Source organism: Ruegeria sp. AF2 (genome assembly GCF_056542025.1).
Genome location: NZ_JBQFZC010000006.1, coordinates 62,032 through 86,217 on the forward strand (window position 1 = coordinate 62,032; position 24,186 = coordinate 86,217).

At 58.5% G+C, this 24,186-nt stretch carries 28 protein-coding genes; 9 read left to right on the forward strand and 19 right to left on the reverse strand.

The window, feature by feature from the left end; all coding sequences use genetic code 11:
• The first annotated feature begins 1 nt into the window (after position 1).
• The 4 genes from ACR0NM_RS17170 to ACR0NM_RS17185 are packed head-to-tail and all read left to right on the forward strand — an operon-like array spanning position 2 to position 3,581.
• On the forward strand, positions 2-811 hold the full coding sequence (locus ACR0NM_RS17170; protein ID WP_170398158.1) for a CbbQ/NirQ/NorQ/GpvN family protein: 810 nt from the start codon (positions 2-4) through the stop codon (positions 809-811).
• Between the two features lie 9 nt (positions 812-820).
• Positions 821-2,743: a nitric oxide reductase activation protein NorD gene (locus ACR0NM_RS17175; RefSeq protein ID WP_480615850.1), complete on the forward strand. Its 1,923-nt coding sequence runs from the start codon at positions 821-823 to the stop codon at positions 2,741-2,743.
• Positions 2,740-3,288 carry a cytochrome c oxidase subunit 3 gene (locus tag ACR0NM_RS17180; protein ID WP_480615852.1) on the forward strand — a complete coding sequence of 183 codons (549 nt, stop codon included), beginning with the start codon at positions 2,740-2,742 and terminating at the stop codon, positions 3,286-3,288. Before ACR0NM_RS17175 ends, ACR0NM_RS17180 begins: the two co-directional genes overlap by 4 nt.
• A 5-nt stretch (positions 3,289-3,293) precedes the next feature.
• Positions 3,294-3,581: a cytochrome C oxidase subunit IV family protein gene (locus ACR0NM_RS17185; RefSeq protein ID WP_480459885.1), complete on the forward strand. Its 288-nt coding sequence runs from the start codon at positions 3,294-3,296 to the stop codon at positions 3,579-3,581.
• A gap of 60 nt (positions 3,582-3,641) precedes the next feature.
• On the opposite strand, the gene hemA is transcribed toward ACR0NM_RS17185, so the two are convergent.
• On the reverse strand, positions 3,642-4,865 hold the full coding sequence (gene hemA, locus ACR0NM_RS17190) for a 5-aminolevulinate synthase (protein ID WP_480602706.1): 1,224 nt from the start codon (positions 4,863-4,865) through the stop codon (positions 3,642-3,644).
• Positions 4,866-5,050: 185 nt separating this feature from the next.
• Between hemA and ACR0NM_RS17195 the strand changes: the two genes are divergently transcribed.
• Complete coding sequence (locus ACR0NM_RS17195) at positions 5,051-5,752, forward strand: Crp/Fnr family transcriptional regulator (protein ID WP_170398170.1); 702 nt, start codon at positions 5,051-5,053, stop codon at positions 5,750-5,752.
• Between the two features lie 33 nt (positions 5,753-5,785).
• On the opposite strand, the gene ACR0NM_RS17200 is transcribed toward ACR0NM_RS17195, so the two are convergent.
• The 14 genes from ACR0NM_RS17200 to ACR0NM_RS17265 form a co-directional block, all read right to left on the reverse strand.
• Complete coding sequence (locus tag ACR0NM_RS17200) at positions 5,786-6,043, reverse strand: hypothetical protein (RefSeq protein ID WP_170408114.1); 258 nt, start codon at positions 6,041-6,043, stop codon at positions 5,786-5,788.
• A 1-nt stretch (position 6,044) separates the two neighbouring features.
• On the reverse strand, positions 6,045-6,749 hold the full coding sequence (locus tag ACR0NM_RS17205) for a NapC/NirT family cytochrome c (protein ID WP_170398176.1): 705 nt from the start codon (positions 6,747-6,749) through the stop codon (positions 6,045-6,047).
• 26 nt (positions 6,750-6,775) lie between these two features.
• Positions 6,776-7,210: a nitrate reductase cytochrome c-type subunit gene (locus ACR0NM_RS17210; protein WP_170398181.1), complete on the reverse strand. Its 435-nt coding sequence runs from the start codon at positions 7,208-7,210 to the stop codon at positions 6,776-6,778.
• A gap of 12 nt (positions 7,211-7,222) precedes the next feature.
• A complete protein-coding gene (gene napH / locus ACR0NM_RS17215) occupies positions 7,223-8,134 on the reverse strand; it encodes a quinol dehydrogenase ferredoxin subunit NapH (protein ID WP_480615854.1) in 912 nt (303 codons plus the stop codon).
• Positions 8,131-8,949: a ferredoxin-type protein NapG gene (napG, locus tag ACR0NM_RS17220; RefSeq protein ID WP_170513614.1), complete on the reverse strand. Its 819-nt coding sequence runs from the start codon at positions 8,947-8,949 to the stop codon at positions 8,131-8,133. The genes napH and napG overlap by 4 nt, the downstream gene beginning before the upstream one ends.
• Positions 8,950-8,976: 27 nt before the next feature.
• Complete coding sequence (gene napA / locus ACR0NM_RS17225; protein WP_170398190.1) at positions 8,977-11,469, reverse strand: nitrate reductase catalytic subunit NapA; 2,493 nt, start codon at positions 11,467-11,469, stop codon at positions 8,977-8,979.
• Positions 11,470-11,486: 17 nt separating this feature from the next.
• Positions 11,487-11,759: a chaperone NapD gene (locus ACR0NM_RS17230; RefSeq protein ID WP_170566666.1), complete on the reverse strand. Its 273-nt coding sequence runs from the start codon at positions 11,757-11,759 to the stop codon at positions 11,487-11,489.
• Entirely contained in the window at positions 11,756-12,265 is a 510-nt protein-coding gene (gene napF, locus ACR0NM_RS17235) for a ferredoxin-type protein NapF (RefSeq protein WP_480615856.1), read from the reverse strand. Before napF ends, ACR0NM_RS17230 begins: the two co-directional genes overlap by 4 nt.
• Positions 12,266-12,405: 140 nt before the next feature.
• On the reverse strand, positions 12,406-14,334 hold the full coding sequence (gene dxs / locus ACR0NM_RS17240; RefSeq protein ID WP_170819095.1) for a 1-deoxy-D-xylulose-5-phosphate synthase: 1,929 nt from the start codon (positions 14,332-14,334) through the stop codon (positions 12,406-12,408).
• Between the two features lie 14 nt (positions 14,335-14,348).
• On the reverse strand, positions 14,349-15,215 hold the full coding sequence (locus ACR0NM_RS17245) for a polyprenyl synthetase family protein (protein ID WP_480615858.1): 867 nt from the start codon (positions 15,213-15,215) through the stop codon (positions 14,349-14,351).
• Entirely contained in the window at positions 15,216-15,458 is a 243-nt protein-coding gene (locus tag ACR0NM_RS17250) for an exodeoxyribonuclease VII small subunit (protein ID WP_010443127.1), read from the reverse strand.
• The gene (locus tag ACR0NM_RS17255) at positions 15,455-16,381 is read right to left on the reverse strand and encodes a histone deacetylase family protein (protein ID WP_480615860.1); all 927 of its coding nucleotides are present in this window, start codon (positions 16,379-16,381) and stop codon (positions 15,455-15,457) included. The genes ACR0NM_RS17250 and ACR0NM_RS17255 overlap by 4 nt, the downstream gene beginning before the upstream one ends.
• 69 nt (positions 16,382-16,450) lie before the next feature.
• Complete coding sequence (locus ACR0NM_RS17260) at positions 16,451-17,152, reverse strand: response regulator (RefSeq protein ID WP_170513633.1); 702 nt, start codon at positions 17,150-17,152, stop codon at positions 16,451-16,453.
• Positions 17,149-17,661: a MarR family winged helix-turn-helix transcriptional regulator gene (locus ACR0NM_RS17265; protein ID WP_170398209.1), complete on the reverse strand. Its 513-nt coding sequence runs from the start codon at positions 17,659-17,661 to the stop codon at positions 17,149-17,151. Before ACR0NM_RS17265 ends, ACR0NM_RS17260 begins: the two co-directional genes overlap by 4 nt.
• Positions 17,662-17,819: 158 nt before the next feature.
• On the opposite strand from ACR0NM_RS17265, the gene ACR0NM_RS17270 reads away from it, so the two are divergent.
• The 4 genes from ACR0NM_RS17270 to ACR0NM_RS17285 all read left to right on the forward strand — a co-directional run bounded on the left by ACR0NM_RS17270 (position 17,820) and on the right by ACR0NM_RS17285 (position 20,707).
• Positions 17,820-18,686, forward strand: coding sequence for a branched-chain amino acid aminotransferase (locus ACR0NM_RS17270; RefSeq protein WP_170398212.1), 867 nt, complete (start codon positions 17,820-17,822; stop codon positions 18,684-18,686).
• A gap of 116 nt (positions 18,687-18,802) precedes the next feature.
• A complete protein-coding gene (locus tag ACR0NM_RS17275; protein ID WP_170408132.1) occupies positions 18,803-19,753 on the forward strand; it encodes an AraC family transcriptional regulator in 951 nt (316 codons plus the stop codon).
• Positions 19,754-19,864: 111 nt separating this feature from the next.
• Positions 19,865-20,230 (forward strand): SPW repeat domain-containing protein, encoded by a 366-nt coding sequence (locus ACR0NM_RS17280; RefSeq protein WP_170819099.1) that lies wholly within the window; start codon positions 19,865-19,867, stop codon positions 20,228-20,230.
• Positions 20,231-20,497: 267 nt separating this feature from the next.
• Complete coding sequence (locus tag ACR0NM_RS17285; protein ID WP_480615862.1) at positions 20,498-20,707, forward strand: hypothetical protein; 210 nt, start codon at positions 20,498-20,500, stop codon at positions 20,705-20,707.
• Here the strand turns inward: ACR0NM_RS17285 and cobO are convergent.
• From cobO to aroC, 4 genes are read right to left on the reverse strand one after another with little or no spacing between them, the layout of a single operon-like run.
• Positions 20,704-21,303 (reverse strand): cob(I)yrinic acid a,c-diamide adenosyltransferase, encoded by a 600-nt coding sequence (gene cobO / locus ACR0NM_RS17290; RefSeq protein WP_480615864.1) that lies wholly within the window; start codon positions 21,301-21,303, stop codon positions 20,704-20,706. The two genes, ACR0NM_RS17285 and cobO, sit on opposite strands and share 4 nt — an antisense overlap.
• A 58-nt stretch (positions 21,304-21,361) precedes the next feature.
• Complete coding sequence (locus ACR0NM_RS17295) at positions 21,362-22,297, reverse strand: DMT family transporter (protein WP_170398226.1); 936 nt, start codon at positions 22,295-22,297, stop codon at positions 21,362-21,364.
• Positions 22,298-22,351: 54 nt separating this feature from the next.
• Complete coding sequence (locus ACR0NM_RS17300; RefSeq protein WP_480615866.1) at positions 22,352-23,014, reverse strand: HD domain-containing protein; 663 nt, start codon at positions 23,012-23,014, stop codon at positions 22,352-22,354.
• Complete coding sequence (gene aroC / locus ACR0NM_RS17305; RefSeq protein WP_170636649.1) at positions 22,998-24,098, reverse strand: chorismate synthase; 1,101 nt, start codon at positions 24,096-24,098, stop codon at positions 22,998-23,000. The genes ACR0NM_RS17300 and aroC overlap by 17 nt, the downstream gene beginning before the upstream one ends.
• Between the last annotated feature and the right edge of the window lie 88 nt (positions 24,099-24,186).

Sequence of the window (24,186 nt, forward strand, 5' to 3'; positions counted from 1 at the left end):
TATGGATGGCTCCATGAAACTGAATGAGGGGGCGGCGAACGCCCCCTTCTACCTCGCCCAAAGCGATGAATGCGATGTGTTCACCGCCGCCTACAACAACGACCTGCCGGTCTTGCTGAAAGGCCCAACAGGTTGCGGCAAGACCCGCTTTGTGGCCCACATGGCCGCCAAGCTTGGCCGCCCGCTTTACACCGTAGCCTGCCACGATGACCTCGCCGCCGCCGACCTGATCGGTCGCTACCTGTTGAAGGGCGGCGAAACCGTCTGGGTTGACGGCCCTCTGACTCGTGCGGTGCGCGAAGGCGCGATCTGCTACCTTGATGAGGTGGTCGAAGCCCGCAAGGACGTCACCGTTGTGCTGCACCCGCTGACCGATGACCGGCGCATCCTGCCGATCGACCGCACCGGCGAAGAGCTTGAGGCCGCGCCCGGCTTCATGCTGGTGGCCTCGTACAACCCCGGATACCAGAATATCCTGAAAACCCTGAAACCCTCGACCAGGCAGCGGTTCATCTCGCTGGAATTCGACTTTCCTTCGCCCGAGATGGAGGCCGAAGTCGTCGCGCAAGAAAGCGGTCTGCCGCTTGAACGCTGTAAACCGCTGGTACGCCTTGCAGGTAAGTTGCGCGGGCTTAAGGGTCAGGACCTTGAGGAAGGCGTGTCCACCCGGCTGGTCGTTTATGCCGCGACGCTGATCGCACAGGGCATGTCCACCGACCGCGCCATCCTCGCCGCAATGATCGAACCTCTGACTGATGATGAGGATATCAAACGCGGGCTCCTCGATCTTGTCACGGCTGTCTTTGGGTGAGGCCGGCCGATGGTCAGGATCGATTTTGAGCCATGGGAACCCGAGGAAACGATCGGGAAACTGTGGCACACCCTTGCCAGTCGCCTTGATGCACCTGAAGTGCATGATGGAGCCGCGGTCGACCTCTCAGAGGTCGCAGGGCGGCTGGCAGTCCTCTTTCGAGGACTTGGGGGTAGTCCGGGCGTAGAATTGCGCCCGGTCTCGCCCGAGATTTCGCGCCACCGTCTGGGGTGGCGTCGTCGTCTGGCAACCGAGGCCGAGCTAATGCCGCGTGCGTCGTTCGATGGCGAAGTTCTGCGTTTGCCGGATCGGCTAGCGGTGTTTCCCGCGCGTGAAGCCAACGGTGCGCTTTATGTCTGGCTGGCCGCCGCCGCTGCACATGCCGGAACTCGTAGCGACGAAGACGACCCGTTGCGCGCCGACCTGCATGCGCTTGTCGGCGCCCGACAGATGGTCGAGGCGGCGTTGCACAACGCCCCTGGCCTGCGCCCGCTTTATACCGAGCTGTGCAAGGGCGTGCTGTATCAACGCGACATTTCCGGGCTGCCACCCGTCGAGGCAGCGGTTGAAGAACTGGTCCGCCACATGCTTGGTGACCCCGCGCCTTTGTCGCCAAAGGCTGAACATCTTCTAGCGTTGGATGACGACCTCACCGCCCCGCGCGCCTATCAGCATTTCCGGCCTGTCCCGCTGTGGCCCGAGTTGCGCCCGGTCGGGTTCTCCGAACATAACGAAGTGGAGAACCCCGAAACCGAAGGACCGCCTGAGGAATCCGGCGAAAAAACCCACCGTGCCCGCCGCCGCAAATCGGATCAGGCCAACCGCAGCGACAGTTTCATCCTGCACAAGTTCGAAGCGATCCTCAGTTGGGCCGAGTTCCTGAACATCAACCGGCGCATTGACGATGACGATCCGGATAACGCCAAGAAAGCCGCCGATGATCAGGAAGAGATTGGCTTGGGTCAGATCTCGAAGGCGCCGCCGACCAAACTGAAACTTCATCTGGACCTCGCTCCGGAGGACGTGAACCGCGAACGCCTGTCGGGACGGGTTCTGTATCCCGAATGGGACGTACGCACCGGCCAATACTTGCCCGATCATGTCAACGTTCTGACCTCGGATGCCGAGATTCGCGAAGATGCCGCCGAGTTCGGCAAAGACCCCGCCACTGCCCGCCGCATCCGCGCCGTGAAACGCCAGTTCGAGGCGCTGCGCCCGGGCCGCGTGATGACACGCGGTCATCTGGATGGTGATCAATTGGATATCGAGGCAGCCGTTCGGGCGCAGGTAGACCGTTGTGCCAATGGCGAAGGCACCGAACGTATTTGGATGCAATCGCGCCCCGAGGCGCGCGATTTGGCGGTGTCTATCCTGCTGGATGTCAGCCGCTCGACCGAAAGCGCCGTCACAGGCCGCGCCGTAATCGACATTGAACGCGAGGCTCTTGCGGCACTCGCCTGGGGTCTGAACGCCTGCGGCGACGATTTCGCCATCCACGCCTTCAGCTCGCTGAAACGCCAGCGGGTTTATGTGCAGCGCTGTAAACGCTTCGATGAGCCGATGGGTAGTTTGGTGGAACAGCGCATCGCCTCGCTGCGCCCCGGCCACTATACCCGCCTCGGCGCCGCAATACGCCATTGTTCCGCCGATCTGGCCAGCCAATCGCGCAAACGCCGGTTGCTATTGATCATCACTGACGGCAAACCCAACGACCTGGACCATTACGAGGGTCGCCACGGTATCGAAGACACCTGCATGGCCGTGCGCGAGGCGCGTAGGGCAGGGCAATCGGTCTTTGGCGTTACCATCGACAAAACCGGCAAAAGCTGGTTCCCGCGCATGTTCGGTCAAGGCGGCTTCGCCGTCATCCCCGACCCGCACCGGCTGATCATGGCCCTGCCTCAGATCTACCGCCAACTGGTTGGAGCATGAGCGACGCCTCTTTGATCGATGAGCTTCCGGGCGAGCTGCTGATGTGGGTTCTGATCATCTCGGAATTGCTGGTTTTCGGCGCGGGCCTGATTGCCTTTATGGGCGTGCGCCTGACCGACCCGACAGGATTTGCCGAGGCTCAATCGCACCTTTACCGGACAGGGGCAGCGCTAAACACGGTGGTGCTGGTCACTTCGGGCTATCTGGCGGCGCAGGCGCTGCAGTGGCAAAAAATCGCGCGCCGGGGCGTGGCTCGAATGGCCTTGATCACTGCCGCCGTGCTGGGTGTCGTGTTCCTGATCATCAAAGGTGCGGAATACGCGGGCAAAGCCGCACAGGGGATCACCTATGAGACCCACCCATTTTTCCTGTTCTATTATCTGCTGACCGGGTTTCACGCCGCACATGTGTTGGCAGGGGTCGGTATCCTGCTGCTGGTCGCCTGGCGTGACGATCCACGCAACATTGAGGCAGGTGCGCAGTTCTGGCACATGGTCGATCTGGTCTGGATCCTGCTTTTCCCCGTGATCTACCTGTTGGGATAATACGGATGCCCGCAGCTTCATCTTTTCCCAAATACTCCCGCCGGAGGCTCCCGAATACGCTCACGCGCGCATGGCTCAGCCTTCTGGCGCTCAGCGTTGCATCTGCACTGCTGACTGTGCTGCCCATCCCGCCAGCCGTTCTGGCGGGGTGTATTCTGGTCCTCGCACTGGCGAAATGTCGCGTTATCCTGGCTTGTTATCTTGATCTCGTAAACAGCCCGGCCTGGCTGCGAGGTTTCACCATGGTGCTGACGGGCTTTGCCATCATTGTCTTTGCCCTCTACCTGATCTGACTCAAAAAAACGCCGCCTCCGGGGAGACGGCGAAGTTTTACGCTAGGGGGCGCTTCTTGGTTACTGGGCTGCCATCGGCATGCGCGCAATCTGACAGCGTTGCCAGAGTGTGGACAGCGCGCCAACCAGATGCTCGATATCCTCATCCGTATGTACCGGAGACGGCGTGATCCGCAGACGCTCGGTCCCTTTTGGTACGGTGGGATAATTGATCGGCTGAATGTAGATGCCGAACTCTTCCAGCAGCGTGTCCGAGATGAACTTGCACTTCACCGGATCGCCAACCATCACCGGGATGATGTGGCTGGGGTTAGGAATATGAGGAATACCTTCCGCATCCAAACGAGCCCGAACCTGCGATACACGGGCTTTCTGCAGGTCGCGTTCAGCATTCGATTGTTTCAAATGCCGGATCGAGGCCGCGGCCCCGGCCGCGATCGATGGTGGCAGGGCGGTGGTAAAAATAAACCCGCTGGCGAAGCTGCGCACGAAATCGCACAGCGCAGCCGAGGCAGCAATATACCCGCCCACCACACCGAACGCTTTACCAAGCGTGCCTTCGATCACCGTCAGGCGATCCATGAGGCCTTCTCGTTCAGCGATACCACCGCCGCGTGGCCCATAGAGGCCAACGGCATGAACCTCATCCAGATAGGTCATCGCGCCGTATTTGTCGGCGAGATCGCAAATCTCTTTGATGGGGGCGATGTCACCATCCATCGAATAGACCGACTCGAACGCGATCATCTTTGGCGCATCGGGATCAGCTGCGGCCAGTTTGGTTTCAAGGTCATCCAGATCGTTGTGTTTCCAGATCACCTTCTGCGCCCGCGAGTGGCGGATGCCTTCGATCATCGAGGCATGGTTCAGTGCATCAGAGAATACGATCAGGCCGGGGATTTTCGCGGCGAGAGTGCCAAGGGCTGCCCAATTCGAAACATACCCGGAAGTAAACAGAAGCGCGGCTTCCTTTCCATGCAGATCGGCCAGTTCGGCCTCAAGCAGCACGTGGTCGTGAGTGGTGCCTGATATGTTTCGCGTGCCCCCGGCCCCCGCGCCGCAGCGATCCAATGCGTCATGCATTGCATCGATAACAGATGGGTGCTGACCCATGCCGAGATAGTCATTCGAACACCAGATCCGCACATTTCGCTGGACAGATCCATCCGTCTGACGCGCGTTCGGGAAAGAACCACAGCGACGTTGCAAGTCTATGAAAACACGATAGTTCCCTTCATCCCGAAGGTCACTGAGGCTTTGACTGAAATAACGCTCGTAGTCCATGTTACGTGCTCCCCGGAATACTGGCTTTGAGCCGAGAATAGGGCAGCGAACCAAGCCGCAACATGACAATAGTCAAGTTTAGGCAACATAAAACTATGGTGCACAACTGCCGGCTCTGGCATAGCGTGGAACAGGGATGGACCGACCGCGCCCATGCGCCAGCAGGAAATAACAGGGGTATTCTCTTGTCTCACGAAGCACAAAAAGCGATCGCACGTCAGTCGCTGCTGCTGCGCAGTTTACCGGAACAGCATGTGGAAACACTGCTGAGCCACGCGATCTGGCGTCAGTATGACCGTGGTGAGACAATATTCCTGCAGGAGGAAAAAGCGCAGGCCATCCACGTCGTGCTTGAGGGTTGGGTCAAGCTGTTCCGCATGACCCCCACCGGGGCCGAAGCCGTCGTGAGCGTCTTCAAACGTGGTGACAGCTTTGGTGAGGCCGTAGCTCTGCGTAACGTTCCCTATCCTGTATCCGCCGAGGCCGTATCGGCCTGTGATGTCATGCATATCCCCAGTCCGATCCTGATCTCTTTGATGAGAGAGGACCCTGAGATCGGTATTTCTATTCTGGCCGCGACCTTTACCCATCTTCACTCGTTGGTGGCGCAGCTAGAGCAACTCAAGGCTCAGACCGGAGCGCAACGCGTGGCCGAGTTTTTGTTGAATCTCTGCGACAGCGACAAAGGCGGATGCGAGGTTTTGCTGCCCTACGACAAGATGCTCATCGCAGGCCGTCTGGGGATGAAGCCGGAAAGCCTGAGCCGGGCGTTTTCGCGGCTCAAGGCGGTGGGTGTGAAGATCAACCGCAACCACGCCGAAATCTCGGATATCGCGCTTTTGCGGGACTATGCGGAAAGCGATCCGGCGGAAAACTGGGGGCGGTGACCCCGGAATTGCCGCCGGGCCCGACCAGCCACTTCAGACGGTTGCGCCCTTGCGGCGAATGGCGGTGCCCAGACTTCCGGCGCAGAGACCAACGATAATTGCGATCAGCAGCGCTATCGTTCCAACGTGGGAAATCTGCCAACCGGCAAAGAGCAGAGGCGCGATCAGGCCAACCAATCCACCCATCAGTGCGCCCAACCAGTATTGGCGCGTCATCATTCCCAGTGCCAGACCCAGAATGCCGGGCAGACCCAGTACGTTACCGCCGATGGTTCCAAGTATCTCTAACATCTCAGTCCCCACCTTGTTCCGAGCTTTTGTTCAGGAACGCGCGGATGTCGTCCCCTGATGCTGCAGCGTGTTCCTGCAGAACCTCACCATCTACCTCTTTCGCAATCTTCTCATACGTTTCCAAATAATTGGGTGGGAGACTGTGTGCGATGCCCTGGTGGCAATCGATGCAGGTCATGCCGGTGTCGATTGCGCGCTGGTGTTCGCTGGCTGCGCGGGTTTCCTGAAGGGTGAAGTCCATATAGTCAAAGTTGTGGCAGTTGCGGCATTCGCGGCTGTCGGATTCCTTCATCTTCTTCCATACGGCCGACGCCATGGAAAGACGATGGTCCTCATACTTCTCTTTCGTGCTGATGGTGCCTGCCAGTTCGTGGTAGACGTCCTTCACGGCCATGATCTTGGCCTTGATCTTGTGGTTCCACTCGTCCGGGACGTGGCAATCGGAACAGATGGCCCGCACGCCGGAATCGTTATTGTAATGGACCGTTTCCCGATATTCGCCCAGATTGGTTTCCATCGTGTGGCAGGATACGCAGAACTCTTCCGTGTTGGTCAATTCCAGTGCCCAGTGGAACCCACCCCAGAACAGGATGCCTGCCAGAAACCCGGCCAGTAGTGTAAAGCCGACACTGAGGACGGCGATCGGGCTCCAGAACCAGGTCCAGAGGCGCCGGATGAGTCCTTGTTTTTCTTGGGAGTCGGACATGTCGCGCTCTCCTTTTCGACCTGTGTTCAGTTTCCGGAGGAAGGTTCAAAAGTGTTATCGACCAGAGGCAGCGCATCGGCCTGTGGTACGTGGCACTGATTGCAGAAATACCGTGTGCCGGCGATCTGATCCAACTCTCGCCCTTCGCGGTCCAGATAGTGAGTCATCGACAACGTCGGAGCGTTGCGTTCACCAGCCTTGGTCCAGTCATGGCAGGAGAGGCACTGATTGGTACGCAGGTCGATCTGGTACTGTTCGATCGAATGTGGGATCAGCGGCGGCTGCTGGCGATAATTGCGCTGCATACGGCCTTCGACTGTCCGATGCACCTGATCCAGGACGGCGGGCTCATCGACTTCGGCACCGCGTAGGCTGTTAACTCCGGCAGACTGCGCGAGGGCCAGGCCACCGAGGAGCAGCGGCGGGATCAGGGCAAGGCCCACTAGGATCGGCTTTTTCATCTTCTCACTCCTTCAAAAAGGTCTTGAGGCGCGCGGCTGGGGCGCGGCGGTTGATTCCGGTGGCGCGACGGTCAGGGCGTCGAACCGATGGGTGAATTTGAAAACGTGTTCAGCGCAGACATCGATGCAGCGACCGCAATTGGTGCAGTCGGGCGACAGGATCAGCGGGTTGTCTTTGCCTTTCAGCGCCGGAGAGATCACATGGTTTTCCGGGCAAACCGCGTAGCAGTCCATGCAATCGTCACAGGCGTTGCGATTGGCGGCGCTGACCCGCAGCATCGCCTTGCTGCCCACCAGTCCGTAGAATGCGCCTACGGGGCAGACATGGCCGCACCATCCATGGCGCGAGACAAGCAAGTCAAACAGGAAGATCGCGGCGACCATCGCCCAGACGAAGCCCATGCCAAAGATCAGTCCGCGATGCAGCATGGTGATCGGGTTGACCAGTTCCCATGCAATTGCGCCGGACAGGCCGGACACGACCAGCACGGTGGCCATGATCCACAGCCGCGTTCCGCGTTTGGGCTGCCAGCCTTTTTGCAGGCCCAGCTTGCGGTGCAGCCAGTGCGCGCCGTCGGTTACAGGGTTGATCGGGCAGACCCACGAGCAATAGACGCGGCCTCCGACCAGCGCGTAGGTAACCAGAACGATGACGGCACCAATGGCGGCGGTCAGCTCGGGCCAGTGCCCTGCGATCAGACTTTGCAGAAAGACAAACGGATCGGTCAGGGGCAGTACGCCTAGGGTCAGCGACCCGGCCAGAGTGCCCTGCACGATCCAGAGGCCGAACCACGGGCCCAACAGGAACAGTACCAGGAAGAACACCTGGCTGGCGCGGCGCAGCAGCAGGTATTTATGGGCACTCAGCCAACCTTTGGCGGCGATAGCTTCATGCCCCAGCGGCATGTTTGTGCGGACGGTCATTGAGTGACCTCCGGCAATTTGAAGCTGGGCTCAAACCCGCCCGGTGCGACAAGGTTATCGGTGCCCGGTCCCGGCAGGCGATCAGGCAAATCGATGATACCTTCGACGACGGGCGCGCCTTTGGCTTCTTTCTCTTCCCAGCCCTTGCGGTAGTGATCGGCGCTGCTGCCCCGAGCCAATCGGGCGGGCAGCACCTTGATCGCCGCTTCGGGCAGAACGCAGCTTTTCTCGCAAACGCCGCAGCCGGTGCAATGATCGGCGTGAACGGTTGGAATGAAGATTGCATGACTGCCCGAGCGGGCGTTGTGTTCGGTCTCCAGCGTAATGGCCTCGTCGATGACGGGGCAGACGCGGTAACAGACATCGCAGCGCAGGCCGAAGAAGTTTAGGCAGTTTTCCTGATCGACCAGAACGGCGACACCCATCTTGGCGTCGTCGATATTGTCCAGTCCCGGGTCCAGCGCCCCGGTCGGGCAGGCAGCGACGCAGGGGATGTCGTCACACATTTCGCAAGGGATATCGCGGGCGGTGAAATACGGCGTGCCGGTGGCCACCGCATCGACACCCAGCTCGGCCAGTTTCAGCGTGTCATAGGGACACTCTCGCACGCACAGACCACAGCGGATGCAGGCTGACAGAAAGTCTTTTTCCGGCAAGGCACCGGGGGGGCGCAATGCCTCGGCCGGCAACGCCCGTGCGTCCCGCGCCAGCCAGGCCAGCAAGGACCCGGCTGCTACGCAGCCACCCGCTGCGCGCGCTGAGTCCTGCAGGAACCGGCGCCGCTGCGGCGAAAGGGGTGTGCCAACACGAGACATGGGGACGACCTTTGCCTTGCCAGCCTTTTACGCGCGCTCGACCTTACAGGCGCATTTCTTGAAGTCGGTCTCTTTCGAGAGCGGGCAGGTCGCGTCCAAAGTCAGCTTGTTTGTCAACTGGCCTTCGTCGAACCATGGCATGAACACCAGGCCACGCGGCACTTTGTTCCGGCCTCGGGTTTCGACCCGGCTGTTAACTTCGCCGCGGCGGGTGGAAAGAACGATCTCCTGCCCGCGGCGCAGACCGCGGTCGCGCGCATCATCCGGGTGCATGTAGACAACGGCGGCGGGATAGGAGCGGTGCAGTTCGGGCACGCGGCGGGTCATCGAACCTGAATGCCAATGTTCCAGCACACGCCCGGTGCAGAGCCACAGGTTGAATTCCTCATCCGGTACCTCGGGGGCGGGTTCGTATGGCGCGAAGATGATCTTGGCCTTGCCGTCCTTATGGCCATAGAATTTCACGTCTTCGCCTTCAGGCACATACGGATCATAGCCTTCTCGGAAGCGGTACAGTGTTTCCTTACCATCCACGACTGGCCAGCGCAGGCCACGCGCCTGGTGGTAGGTTTCGAATGGGGCCAGATCGTGCGCGTGGCCGCGCCCAAACTCGGCATATTCCTCGAACAGGCCCTTTTGCACGTAGTAGCCAAAGTGCTCGGACTCGTCGTTGTCGAATCCTTCTGCGGTCTCTGACAGCGGGAACTTGTCGATCGTGCCATTGGCGAACAGCACGTCATACATGGTCTTACCACGATGTTCTGGCATGGTCGCCAGCAGTTCCTCGCCCCAAACCTCTTCAACGGTGAAGCGTTTGGAGAACTCCATCAACTGCCACAGATCGGATTTCGCTTCGCCCGGAGCTTTGACCTGTTGCCGCCAGAATTGGGTGCGACGCTCGGCGTTGCCATAGGCGCCTTCCTTCTCGACCCACATGGCGGTAGGCAAGATCAGGTCAGCCGACAGGGCTGTTACAGTAGGATAGGGATCGGAGACGGCAATGAAGTTCTCCGGGTTGCGATAGCCGGGATAGCCTTCTTCGTTGATATTGGGCGCGGCCTGCATGTTGTTGGTGCACTGCACCCAATAGGCATTCAGATCGCCGTCCTTCAGCTTGCGGTGCTGCAAAACGGCGTGGAATCCGGGTTTGGGTGGGATGGTGCCCGCAGGAATTTTCCACGCGGTCTCGCAAATCTCGCGGTGTTTATCGTTTGCCACAACCATATCAGCCGGCAGACGGTGAGCGAAGGTTCCGACCTCACGTGCCGTACCACAGGCCGAAGGTTGACCGGTGAGCGAGAAGGGCGAGTTTCCGGGTTCGGAAATCTTACCCACCAGCAGGTGCACATTGTACATCAGCGAGTTCACCCACGATCCGCGAGTATGCTGATTGAAGCCCATGGTCCACAGGCTCATCACTTTGCGGTTGGGGTCGGCATATTGCTGGGCCAGACGCTCAAGCTGAGCGGCAGGAACACCGGAGAGTTCCGATGTGTATTCCAGCGTGTATTCCGATACCGCTTCGGCATATTCTTCGAAGCTGATCGGCTCCATCTTGCCAGAGTTTGGATTCTCTGCCTCTTCCTGCAGCGGGTTGTTATCGCGCAGTCCATAGCCAATATCGGTGGCGGTCTTGGTGATGTTGACGTGTTTGTTGACGAACTCTTCGTTCACCGCGCCGTTCTGGATAATGTAGTTGGCGATATAGTTCAGGATCGCCAGATCGGTCTGCGGCGCAAAGACCATTCCATTGTCGGCCAACTCGAACGAGCGGTGTTCATAGGTCGACAGTACGTGCACTTCGGATCCCGGTTTGGTCAGACGCGTGTCGGTCAGGCGTGACCACAGAATCGGGTGCATCTCGGCCATGTTCGAGCCCCAGAGCACGAATGTGTCTGCGTGCTCGAAATCGTCATAGCAGCCCATTGGTTCATCAATGCCGAAGGTGCGCATGAAGCCGACAACCGCCGAGGCCATACAGTGGCGCGCGTTGGGGTCGATGTTGTTGGATCGGAAACCGGCTTTCATCATCTTGGCAGCAGCGTAGCCCTCCCAAACGGTCCACTGGCCCGAACCGAACATGCCAACGCTGGTCGGGCCTTTCTTGGCAAGGGCCTCTTTCCACTTGGCAGCCATGACGTCGAAGGCTTCGTCCCAGCTGACGGGTTCGAATTCACCGTTCTTGTCATATTCGCCGTTGGTTTTGCGCAGCATCGGCGTGGTCAGGCGGTCTTTGCCGTACATGATCTTGGACAGGAAATAGCCCTTGATACAGTTCAGACCGCGGTTCACCGGCGCATCCGGGTCGCCTTGCGTGGCGACCACGCGCCCGTCTTTGGTGCCAACCAGAACCGAGCATCCGGTGCCGCAGAACCGGCAGGCGGCTTTGTCCCAACGGATATCAGGGTTGCCGACCTGAGCGCTGGCTTGTCCGGTCGCAAGGGGAAGCCCTGCGGCTGATGCTGTCGCAGCAGCGGCGGTTGATTTCAAGAAGGTCCGGCGGGATTCAGAGATGGTCATGACATGGGTCTCCGGCTTTAGATCTGGCGAGAAGCATTAAGGTGCGGACGGGTCTCCGCGAGGTCTTCGAAATGGTGGTAGGTCAGGGTCAGAGAGATCACACCCGGGATCTGATGCAGATCCATGATCGTCTCGGACGCCATTTTTTCCGGCGTATCCTCGACCACAACAACAATGCGGCCATCCTCGGATGCCGCGTGAACTTCTGCCCCGTTTGTACTTGCAATCGCGGCCTGTGCACTCTGCGTGGTTTCGGGTGTTACATGGACGAGGCATCCGCAGATATTCATAAGGCTACCTCCTGAGCGGGCGGGGTGTGGCGTTCGAAGCTGACAGAACCGGCAGGACAGGCGCTGGCACAAGCGCCACAGCCGGTACAAATATCGGTGTCGAGTTGGGGTTCAGCACGACCACCGGTTTGCAGCCGAAAGCGGATCGCGTTTTGGTCGCACACATCCTGACAAACCCGACAGCTGACACCATTCATCGACAGGCAAGAGGCCGACACCGCAGCGCGCCAAGGCCAATCAGCCACGTGTTCAGGATTCAGCGCCCCGGTCGGGCAAGCGTTGGCGCAATCACCGCAAAAAGTGCAGGGGCCTGCGTCCAATTGCACAGCAGGCCAGCCTTGCGCGTCGAAACGGATGATATCTTCAGGGCAGGCCTCGCGGCATTCGTCGCATTGAGTGCAAAGCTCAAGAAACTCGGTCACCGCACCCGGTGGGTGGATGGCTGATGTATCCTCGCGCAGCACTTTCCCTTTCAGGAATGCGCGTCGGCTGGCTAGCTTGTTCATTCGCTCGCGACCTTTGAGTGATCGACAGGGGTTGGCCTGCCTGACTCGGGTGTTAGCGTAGCACAGCGTGTAAGGAATTGACCTAGATCATTTTTGAACTGCTTATTTTTTCAGCATCCAGGGGCGGCAACACCCGAATATCAGGCGCGTTTCTCACCGATTGTAGCAACGCCAAGAACCGAAAGCACCTTTGCCTCGATCTGTTCTGCGTTCATTCCTGCGACGGCGTACATATCCGCCGGGCTCGCCTGATCGATGAAGATATCCGGCAGCACCATCGAGCGATACTTCAACCCTTCGTCAAACACGCCCTCATCCGCAAGCAATTGCGCAACATGGCTGCCAAAGCCGCCGATGGCACCTTCCTCGATGGTGATCAGTGCCTCGTGATTGGCAGCCAGATCAAGGATCAGGTCCCGATCCAGCGGTTTGGCAAAGCGTGCATCGGCGATGGTGGGCTTGATCCCGCGCGCCGATAGCGCCTCTGCTGCTTTCTGCACTTCGGCCAGCCGCGTACCGAATGACAGCAGCGCCACCCGGGCACCTTTCTGGATCAACCGGCCCTTGCCGATCTCCAATACTTCTCCGCGCTCGGGCAGATCAACGCCCGCTCCTTCGCCGCGAGGATACCGGAAAGCGATCGGGCCATCGTCATGTGCCACCGCAGTGGCGACCATGTGCATCAATTCGGCCTCATCTGCGGCCGCCATGACAACCATACCCGGAAGGTTGGCCATGTAAGCAATATCAAACGACCCCGCATGGGTCGCACCGTCTGCCCCAACCAGACCCGCACGGTCGATGGCAAATCGCACCGGCAGGCGTTGGATCGCCACATCATGCACAACCTGATCGTAACCACGCTGCAGGAAGGTTGAATACATCGCACAGAAAGGCTTCATCCCCCCGGCGGCCAACGCAGCCGAGAAGGTCACGCCATGCTGTTCGGCAATCGCTACGTCGAAACAGCGCGACGGATAGCGCTCGGCAAACAGGTTCAGCCCGGTCCCGTCCGGCATCGCGGCTGTAACCGCGACGATCTTGTCATCCCGCGCTGCTTCATCGACCAGTGTCTTGCCAAAGACCGAGGTATAGGAAGGCGCGTTGGAGGGCGCCTTTTTCTGCTCGCCCGTCACCACGTCGAACTTGGCGGTCGCGTGGCCCTTGTCGCGGGCCTGTTCGGCGGGGGCATACCCCTTGCCTTTCTTGGTCAGCACATGGATCAGGATCGGTCCGCTTGCCTTCGCCTTGACCGCACGCAGAACCGGCAGCAACTGGTCCAGATCATGCCCGTCGATGGGGCCGAGATAGGAAAAGCCGAGCTCTTCAAATAGCGTCCCGCCCATGGCCATGCCCTTCAGCATATCCTTGGCGCGCTTTGCCCCTTCGCGGAAGGGTTCCGGCAGCAACGACACCGCACCTTTGGCAGCAGCTTTCAGATCGTGAAACGGTTCTTCGGCATAAATGCGCGATAGATAATTCGATAGGGCACCCACCGGCGGTGCAATGCTCATCTCATTGTCATTGAGAATTACGATCAAGCGTTTCTTCAGATGGCCTGCATTATTCATCGCCTCAAAGGCCATGCCGGCGGACATAGAGCCATCGCCGATCACAGCGATCGCATCGCCCAGCCCTTCAGGCGTAACGCCGCCCAGATCACGCGCGACAGCAAAGCCTAGCGCGGCACTGATCGAGGTACTGGAATGTGCAGCGCCAAATGGATCATAGGCGCTTTCACTGCGCTTGGTGAATCCGCTTAGGCCGTCTTTTGTGCGCAGGGTGCGAATTCGGTCCCGGCGTTCTGTCAGAATCTTGTGCGGATAACACTGGTGACCTACGTCCCAGATGATCTTGTCTCGTGGCGTGTCGAATACCGCGTGCAGCGCCGTGGTCAGCTCGACGACACCCAGACCCGCGCCCAGATGCCCTCCGGTCACCGAAACTGCTGAAATCGTCTCGGCCCGCAACTCATGTGCGACCTGATGCAACTGCGCATCTGAAAACTGCTTCAGATCCGCTGGGCGGCTCACAAGGTCCAACAAGGGCGTATTCGGGCGGTCAGACATTTGGCGTTCCTGGCTTAGCTGTCCCGGGCAATAACGAAGCGGGCAGCCTGCTTCAAGGTTTCTGCAGCGGAGCCATGTTCGTCCAGCGCAGCACAAGCCTGATCCACAAGCTCAATTGCACGGGATCTGGCGGCGTCCAGACCCAGTAGCGAGACAAAGGTCGCTTTGCCCGCCTCGGCGTCTTTCTGCAGCCGCTTTCCGGCCTTTTCGGCATCTCCTTCGACATCCAAAATGTCATCCGCGATCTGAAAGGCAAGCCCAAGCGCCTGGGCATATTGGCGCAAGGGGGTGGGATCGGCCTGCGCCAATCGCGCACCCGCGCAGGCGGACCATTCGATCAACGCACCGGTCTTGCCCGCTTGCAGATGTGTAATCTCATCCAGTGTCAGCGGCTCCGCCGCCGTCTCAGCGGCGATATCCAGCGCCTGACCCAGAACCATACCCTGTGCGCCGCTCGCTTTTGCCAGCGTTAGAGCCAGTTCAGCGCGTATTTCAGCGTTTCCAACCTCTGGTCGAGCGCAAAGCTCAAACGCAAGTGTCTGCAGCGCATCCCCGGCCAGAACGGCGGTGCCCTCATCCCATTTCACGTGCACCGTCGGGCGTCCACGCCTCAGGTCGTCATCATCCATGCAAGGCAGGTCGTCATGGACCAGAGAGTATGCATGCAGCGCTTCGATACCTGTCGCTGGCCAGATTGCCCGAGCTGTATCGACGCCAAGCAACCGCGCGCTTTCCAATACCAGAAACCCTCGCAGACGCTTGCCGCCCTCGGTGGCATAGGCCATGGCCCGTGTCACATCCAGATCATCCAGCGCGCTCAGAACCAGATCGAAATGGCTCTGAATCAGCGCGGCATCCTGTGCCAGCTTTTCACGAAACATTTACTGACCTTCGACAGGCGTCGTCCCGGTTGGCTGGCCATCTGCGTCCAGAGTGATCGCGGCCACTTTTTCCTCAGCACGCTTCAACTCATCCTCGCAGCGCTTCTTCAATGCGGCGCCACGTTCGTACAGCGCAATCGATTGATCCAGCGCCACATCACCACGTTCCAACTGGCCAACCACGGCCTCAAGCTCTTTCATCGCTTGTTCGAACGTCATCTGTTCAACTGGGGTATCGGTCATCGTGCTGCCTTTATCAGTTCTTCCACATGGGCGCGTGTCGCCTCGGCCAATGCGTTCAGATCATAACCGCCTTCCAGAGTCGAGACGATACGGCCATCACACACTTCATCAGCAATCTTGCACAGCTCCGCCGTGATCCAGGCGAAATCGCCCGTGGACCAATTGAGATTGGCCAACGGATCATCCTGATGCGCATCAAACCCAGCGGATATAATGATCAGTTCCGGCCTGAACGCCCGCAGACGCGGAAAGGCTTGCGCCTCATAGGCTCCCCGCATCTCGGCCCCACCCGTGCCCGGAGCCAATGGTATGTTCAAAACGGTCTCATAAGCACCGGTCTCATCCGGGCGGCCCGAGCCCGGCCACAAGGGCATCTGCTGGCTGGTAATCACCAAAGCGCGTTTCTCATCCCACAGCAGGTCTTGCGTGCCATTGCCATGATGCACGTCGAAATCCACCACTGCCACGCGATTCAACCCGTGATGATCCAACGCGTGCTTTGCAGCCAGCGCGGCATTCCCAAACAGGCAGAACCCCATGGCCGTCTCGGTCTCGGCATGATGCCCCGGAGGCCGAATAGCGCAAAACGCGTTCGGCGCTTCGCCGGTCAGTACCAAATCAACTGCCCGCACCACCGCGCCCGCCGCACGATAGGCCGCATCAACAGATCCCGGAGACATGAACGTATCCCCATCAATCTGCTTGAACCCATCCGGGGGCCTATGGTCGAGAATATCGCTGATATGGTTCTGCGGATGCACCCTTAGCAGATCATCATCCGCCGCCAACGGCGCCGTCACACGCTGAAGATCCAGCCTCTCAAGCGCATGCAGGATATGCTCCAACCGCGCCACCCGTTCCGGATGTCCCTCAGGTGTCACATGGTGCAAACAATCTGCATGGGTCAATAGGGCGGTTTTCATCAGGATCCCATCTTCATCTGGCTAATAATACCTTCGCCGAAGGCTTAAAATCGCCGCGCAGCGGTAAAATCAATCCGGTGCCAACATATACCCTGCACCCCGTACGGTCTGCAGATACCGGGGTTGCTTCGGATCTTGCTCAAGCTTCCGACGCAAGCGGGTGATCTGTACGTCCACAGCGCGCTCCTGTGCCTGACCTTTGTCACGCCCCAGATCTTCGACCAGCTTGGCTCGGCTGATCGGTTCGCCGGGTTGAGCCGAGAATATTTTCATCAACTGGCTTTCGGTCGCGGTTAGGCGCACCGGGTCTTCGCCCTGCCACATCTCACCGCGTTCGATATCATAGCGAATGGGTCCAAGATGTAGAATCTTCGCCGCCGTGTCCTGTGCAGGTGTCTCTGGCATCCGACGCAGAATGGCGTTGATCCTCAGCAGCAACTCTTTCGGCTCGAATGGCTTGGCCAGATAGTCATCCGCACCCGCCTCAAGCCCGGCAATCCGATGCTCGGTCTCGCCCTTGGCCGTCAAAAGCAGGATCGGGGTGGAATGGGTGTCGCGCAGGGATCGGGTCAGGCTAACGCCGTCTTCGCCGGGCATCATCACATCCAGTACAATCAAGTCGAAATCGAGCCCCGACAAAACCCGCCGTGCGTGCGCTGCATCCCGCGCCGCGGTTACAAGAAAACCGCTGCGCATCAGGAATTTCTTGAGCAAATCACGAATACGCTCGTCATCGTCGACGATCAGAAGATGGGCGTCCATTTCGCTCATGAAGTCGTATCCCGCAGTTTCGTATATGCACGACGCATATCAGCATCCATCATCGCTTCAAGCACTTTGCGAAACCCGGCCACCGCTTCGGGGCCCGCATCTTTGTAGGCCGCACGCATCCGGGCGCGCTGGGCGTCAGATAGTTTGGCCTCGAGTGCCTTTCCTTTATCCGTCAGAAATAGGTGGCGTTCGCGTTTGTCCACTGTTCCGACCCGGCTTTCGACCAACCCATCTTCAATCAGGCTGCGCAAGACGCGATTCAGCGATTGTTTCGTGACACCCAATATGGCCAGTAAATTGTTGACGGTTGTACCCGGCGCACGGTTGATGAAGTGGATGGCCCGATGATGAGCACGGCCATAGGCCAATTCAGTCAGGATACGGTCCGGATCAGCGGTAAAGCCGCGATAGGCAAAAAACATGGCCTCGATGCCCTGCCTCAGTTGTTCATCTGTCAGAAACAACAGGCTTTCTCCGCCAAAGACCGGGGCGGGACGGATGTCGGTCATGTTGGGCCTCATTCGCAATATAATCTGACTTTATGTCAGCCTTATTGACATTCCAAGAGCGCACAGGTATCGAATCGCAGTTTTTGCGCAACATTGTGTCCGATACGGACCTAAACGGCGCAACATTCGGAAATATCGACCGGTTCAGGAGGTTTCGCATGGCTGGATATGACGATCGCGACGGTGTCATCTGGATGGATGGCGAATTGGTGCCCTGGCGTGAGGCCAATGTGCACATCCTGTCCCACGCGATGCATTATGCGTCTTCGGTGTTCGAGGGTGAGCGCGCTTACAACGGCAAGATCTTCAAAAGCCGCGAACATTCCGAACGCCTGATCGCGTCGGCAGAGGCGCTGGATATGCCGATGCCATACTCGGTCGATGAGATCGAGGCCGCCAAGGAAGAAGCGCTCAAAGCCAGTGGTCTTCAAGATGCGTATGTACGTGCGCTGGTCTGGCGTGGCTCGGGCGAGGATATGGGTGTGGCGTCCGCCAAGAACCCGGTTCGGATGGCCATCGCTGTTTGGCCTTGGGGTGCCTATTACGGTGACGCTAAGATGCAAGGCGCCAAGTTGGACATCGCCGAGTGGAAACGACCCAGCCCGGAAACCATTCCAGTCCATGCCAAGGCAGCAGGTCTTTACATGATCTGCACCATTTCCAAACACAAAGCTGAGGCCAAAGGCTGCTCGGACGCTTTGTTCATGGATTATAATGGCAACGTCGCCGAGGCGACGGGGGCAAATGTCTTCTTCGTTAAGGATGGCGAAGTGCACACCCCGCTGGCCGATTGCTTCCTCAACGGCATCACTCGTCAGACGGTGATCCAGATGCTGAAAGACAAGGGCATCACTGTTCATGAACGTCGGATCCGTCCCGAGGAGATGGCCGATTTCGAGCAATGCTGGCTGACTGGCACTGCAGCCGAGGTTACACCTGTAGGGCAGATCGGCGATTATACCTTCGAGGTCGGCGATCTGACCCGCGAAATCGCCGAAGATTACGAGAAATTGGTCCGCGCGTAAGTTAACACCGTATTGAACCCCCGCTCAGGCGGGGGTTTTGATTGCAGATCATGCAAATATGCATGCAGATCGTTCGAAGGTATGGACGCCGCCGGGCCAAGCCGTATCGTTGGCTCATGTTAGATCTTCTCAGCGATATCCTTACACGCCTGTCTCTGCGTGGCACATTTTATTTCCGCACATCCTTTACTCCGCCGTTTGGGATACAGGTGCCGGGCTTCGAGAACGTGGCCCGGTTTCACTTTGTGCAACGCGGTGAATTGAAGGTGCACCTGCCAACAACCGGCGAGACCTTGCGGTTGCGGCAGGGTGATCTGATTCTTATTCCCCACGGTGCGCCGCATGCGCTGCTGTGTAATGAAGTCAAACCCTATGATGCCTTGCCCCTTGAGCGGGTGTTAGAGCTGTCAGGCTACAAAGGCGATGGTGTCCTGGTTTATGGCGGTGAGGAAGACGAGCGCGATACGCAACTGATTTGCGGACATTTCTCATTCACCGGGCCAGCCGGGCGAAACGGAACCGGTCATATGCTGATCGACCGGTTGCCACCTTTCATACTGATCGAGAATTACGGTGAAGAAGCGGGTGCCTGGATCGAGGCGACATTGCGCATGATCGGATCTGAAGTGTCCGGTGCTCGTATCGGCGGTGACCTGATCGCGCTGAAACTGTCCGAAGTGCTGTTTGCGCAAGCGATCCGAGCATACCTTGAACATCAAAGTCCTCATGATGCCGCGCTTGCCGGATTTGCCGATCCGCGCATCTCGCGGGCGCTGACTGCATTTCACCAGTCTCCGGCGCAGGAGTGGAGCGTTGCGATGCTCGCGCGAGAAGCAGCAATGTCACGCACTGCATTTGCGCAGCTTTTCTCGCAAAAGATGGGGACTACCCCGATGCAGTACCTGACGGACTGGCGGATGCAGATCGCGTGCCATGGGTTGACCGAAAATCGCTGGAACGTTGCGGATGCCGCAGCAGAAGTGGGATACGCGTCCGAGGCTGCGTTTTCACGCGTGTTCAAGAAGCAGGTCGGACTGTCGCCCGCCGCGTACCGTGCGATGCACTAATCGTACTGACAAATTGAACGATCTGCAATAAATGCAAAACGAACTGAGATGTCGCGTTCAATCGCGCGCCCCTAATCTTTGATCATCACTGATTGAAGAAAGGAAGTTCACATGTCCCTGCGTTTTGTCACCCGCTCTGTCCATGCCTATCTTGACTACCCGGTTGCGATTGCGCTGATGGTTTTGCCTTTTGTACTGGGGCTGGGCCAGTCCAACCCGCTGGCACTCTGGCTGTCCGTTGTGACCGGCTTTGCAGCATTCGTACTGACCGTTCTGACAGACCATCACCTTGGGATTTGGCGGGTTCTGCCATACAAGTTTCACTTGGCTGTTGATCTGCTAGTCGGCGTCACGTTCCTTTTGGCACCCAGCCTGTTTGGGTTTTCTGGGCTTGATGCGTTGTTCTACTGGGTGAACGGGGCCGCAGTCGTTGTGGTGATCTCGCTCAGCGCGCCCGAACAGAGCGCTATTGCTTGAAGGGAGTCAGAACCGTAGCGATCAGCTGGGCCATGCGGGCATCCGGATGGCCTTTTTTGTTTTAGACACTAATAAGGCCAAATTTGCCCAATGGGCCGCCCCTGTTGCATCAGATTTTCAGGCTTGAATTTTCCGACAAAAACCATCAGATATAACGCAACGCCAGATGACACCATCAAGCAACTGGTTCCGGGGCGATCTGTGGGCTCAGCAAAAGCAGATGTGAAAGCCCGCCATCGCCCCGGGAACGACCAAAGGAGCCCGCGATTGCGTGATCGATTTGAAGAACTGATGGCCGATCCCTGCTGTGCATTGTGTGATTGCGACGCGCTAACCTCAGAAGTCGCGGCCTATCTCGATCACAAGACCTGCAACGCCGAGCGCTGCCGGGCGCTCGAAGAACACTCAGCCGCAACGATGTACGCAGTCAGGCGCGATTCGATGCGCGCGCTGAATGAGGGTGGTGCGCGGGCCTAGAAATCCACACCACGTTGGGCTTTGATGCCGGCTTGGAACGGGTGTTTTTCTTCGGTCATCTCGGTTACCAGATCCGCATAGTCCCTGAGGGCTTGCGGGGCATCCCGGCCAGTCAGGAACACGCTGGTTTTGTCTGATCGGGTCTGAAGCCCCTCAATAACAGTGTCTACTGAAAGGTATTCGTAGCGCAGGGCGATATTGATCTCGTCGAGAACAACCAGATCGTAGTCGCCGCTTTTCATCAGATCACAGGCCTTGTTGAAGGCCGAAGTCGCAGCCGCGATGTCGCGCTCGAGGTCTTGTGTATCCCAGGTAAACCCTTCGCCCATCGTGTGCCAGGTGACCAGATCGCGTCCCTCAAAGAACCTGCGCTCACCGGTTTTCCACTTGCCCTTGATGAACTGAACCACAGCCACTTTCTGGCACCAGCCCAATGCCCGGATCACCACGCCAAACGCAGCCGAGGATTTTCCCTTGCCCTTACCTGTATTGATCAGCACCAGTCCCCGGCCGGGATCGACCGCTTCCGAGACTTTCTTGCGGTGCTTGGCTTGCACCTCTTGCATCTTTTCTTTGTGGTTCTGTGCGTCGCTCATCGGGAAACCTCATAGGTATATCGCGACCCAACCTAGGGAAAGATTGCGAAAGGTAAAGTCAGGCTTTGGGATCCGTTGCTGATCGCGCTTTGGTCCGATCAAGGCCAAGTTGTCGTTCACGCAGGATCACCACGACGTTGCCTGCAATCACCAACGCCGCGCCGCCCAGCATCACCAGGGTTGGCAACTCATCGAACCAGAAATAACCAATGACAATGGCGAACAGCATTGTGGTGTAGTCATAAGGTGCCAGCATTGACGCTTGTCCAAACTTGTAGGACGAGGTCACCAGAATCTGCGCCACTCCGCCGATCAGGCCGATTGTCACCAGCAATGCGGCTTGCTCCCATGTCGGGATAACCCAGCCCCAAAACACTGTGAGACCCGAAAGCAAGGTCGCTGTGAGAGAGAAATAGAACACGATTGCGGCGGGATGATCCACCTGTACCAGTTGTCGAATATGTATCTGCACAAAGGCACGGGCAACGGTTGCAGCCAGCACGCAAAGCGCACCTATTGTTGCGGCGGTTTCGGCAGTGCCTGAACCCAGCCGGGGCCAGATCATGATCAGAACGCCGACAAGGCCAAGCGCGACGGCCCCGATACGAATCATTCGTATCCGCTCGCCCAACATGATTGCAGCCAGAATCAGCGTGAAGATCGGGGTTGCATATCCGATGGCGGTTACCTCGGGCAGCGGCAACAGGCTAAGACCAGTAAAGGTCAGTCCCATGGCCGAGGTTCCCAGAACCCCGCGCCAGAAATGGCCCATCGGCTTCTTGACAACAAAGCCATGCACCAGCTCTCCTCGCCAGACCAGCCAGGCGATGATAACCGGAATCGCGAAAAGCGAGCGGAAAAACACCATCTCTCCCGGCGGGAAATCATCTGACAAAGCCTTGACCAATGCAGACATCGTCGTGAACAGCACGAGCGCACTGAGCTTGAGCGCCACGGCCAATGCCGGACGATGCGATGTTAAGGATTTCGCCATGGTCGCGAACCTGCGCCTTTGAGGCGGAAAGATCAACTGGCCAAAGTTGCCGTATCAGAGATTGGACCAGTCTAGTGGAAGCTGAGCTCCAATTTCCTCTGACAGGTCCTTTAGAAACCTCATCATCCGCGCGGCTCGGTCCTGCGCGATGGCCCTGCCTTTTTCGGTCAGCATATCATTGGGTAAGCGCAGCAGTTTTATTTGCCAGTGATCGATTGAAAAAATCAGGTCATTCGGCAAACGGTTTTCGGCAAACGGATCTGACGGGTCATAAAGGGTGCGTCCCAGGGCGCCCGATACTGAAAAGTTGCGGGCGATACCGATAGCACCCAACGCATCCAGACGATCGGCATCCCGTAGTATTCTCGCCTCGGGTGTTTCGGGCGGGATGTTGGCCGAAAAGCTATGGGCGGCAATCGCGTGCTGCACGGCTCCAATTTCAGCGGTGGAATAGCCGAATTCTTCAAGAATAGGCTCTGATTCAGCGGCGGATCGCATCGAGGCCAGATGCCGATCCGGGTCATCTTTTGACAGGTTGATCAGATCATGCAGATAACACGCCGCCAGCAAGACACGCGGGTTGGCTTCATCATCCGCAATCGCCTGCGCATTAACCCAAACCCGATCCAGGTGCGCCAGATCATGCGCCGGATCCGTCTGCATCCGTTGCCTGACGACAGCGCGCAGCGAAGCGCGCAGATCAGCCAATCCGTCCACGGTTCTCGCCGATTTGACCACGATGCAGGAGCAGGTGATCGAGGATCACGCAAGCCATCATTGCCTCACCTACCGGAACGGCGCGGATGCCGACGCAGGGGTCGTGGCGGCCTTTGGTAATGATCTCGGTCTCTTCGCCGGATTTGGTGATGGTCTTGCGGGTGGTCAGAATGGACGAGGTTGGCTTGACCGCAAAGCGCACCACAACATCCTGGCCGGTCGAAATGCCGCCCAGAATACCGCCTGCGTGGTTCGAGCTGTATTGAGGGCCGTCCTGCCCCATGAAAATCTCGTCGGCATTGGCCTCGCCGGTCAGTTCGGCGGCGGCCATGCCTTCACCGATTTCGACCCCTTTAACGGCGTTTATCGACATCATGGCTGCAGCCAGATCAGTGTCTAACTTGGCATAAACCGGCGCGCCGAGCCCCGCCGGAACGCCGCGCGCGACCACTTCGACCACTGCGCCGACCGAGTTGCCGGATTTGCGCAGGTCGTCCAGATAAGCGGCCCAATCTTCGGCTGCTTTGGCGTCGGGCGTCCAGAATGGATTCTGTTCGATCTGCGACCAGTCGAAATTGGCACGGTCGATCTTGTGCGGACCGATCTGGGTCATATAACCGGTGATTTGAACATTCGGAGCAATCTGTTTGATAGCCTCACGCGCGAGTCCTCCGGCCGCCACACGTGATGCCGTTTCCCTCGCCGAACTGCGCCCGCCGCCGCGATAGTCACGGATCCCGTACTTCTGCCAGTATGTGATGTCGGCGTGTCCCGGACGAAACTTGTCCATGATGTCGCCGTAGTCTTTCGAGCGCTGATCGGTGTTCTCGATCATCAACTGCACCGGTGTGCCTGTGGTCTGGCCTTCGAAAACACCAGACAGGATTTTGACCTGATCGGGTTCGCGCCGCTGTGTGGTGAATTTGTTCTGACCTGGTTTGCGCTTGTCCAGCCAATGCTGGATCATGCCTTCATCGATCGTGACGCCCGGAGGGCAGCCATCTATGGTCGCACCCAAAGCGGGTCCGTGGCTTTCACCCCAGGTGGTAACGCGGAAGAGGTGGCCAAAACTGTTCATCGACATGGGGCATGCTCCTTTGAGCGATGTGATTAGCGGGGAGTGCCTTGGTCCTCAAGCGGATTTGCATTTGCAGAGAAGCAAGCGCCGCCCT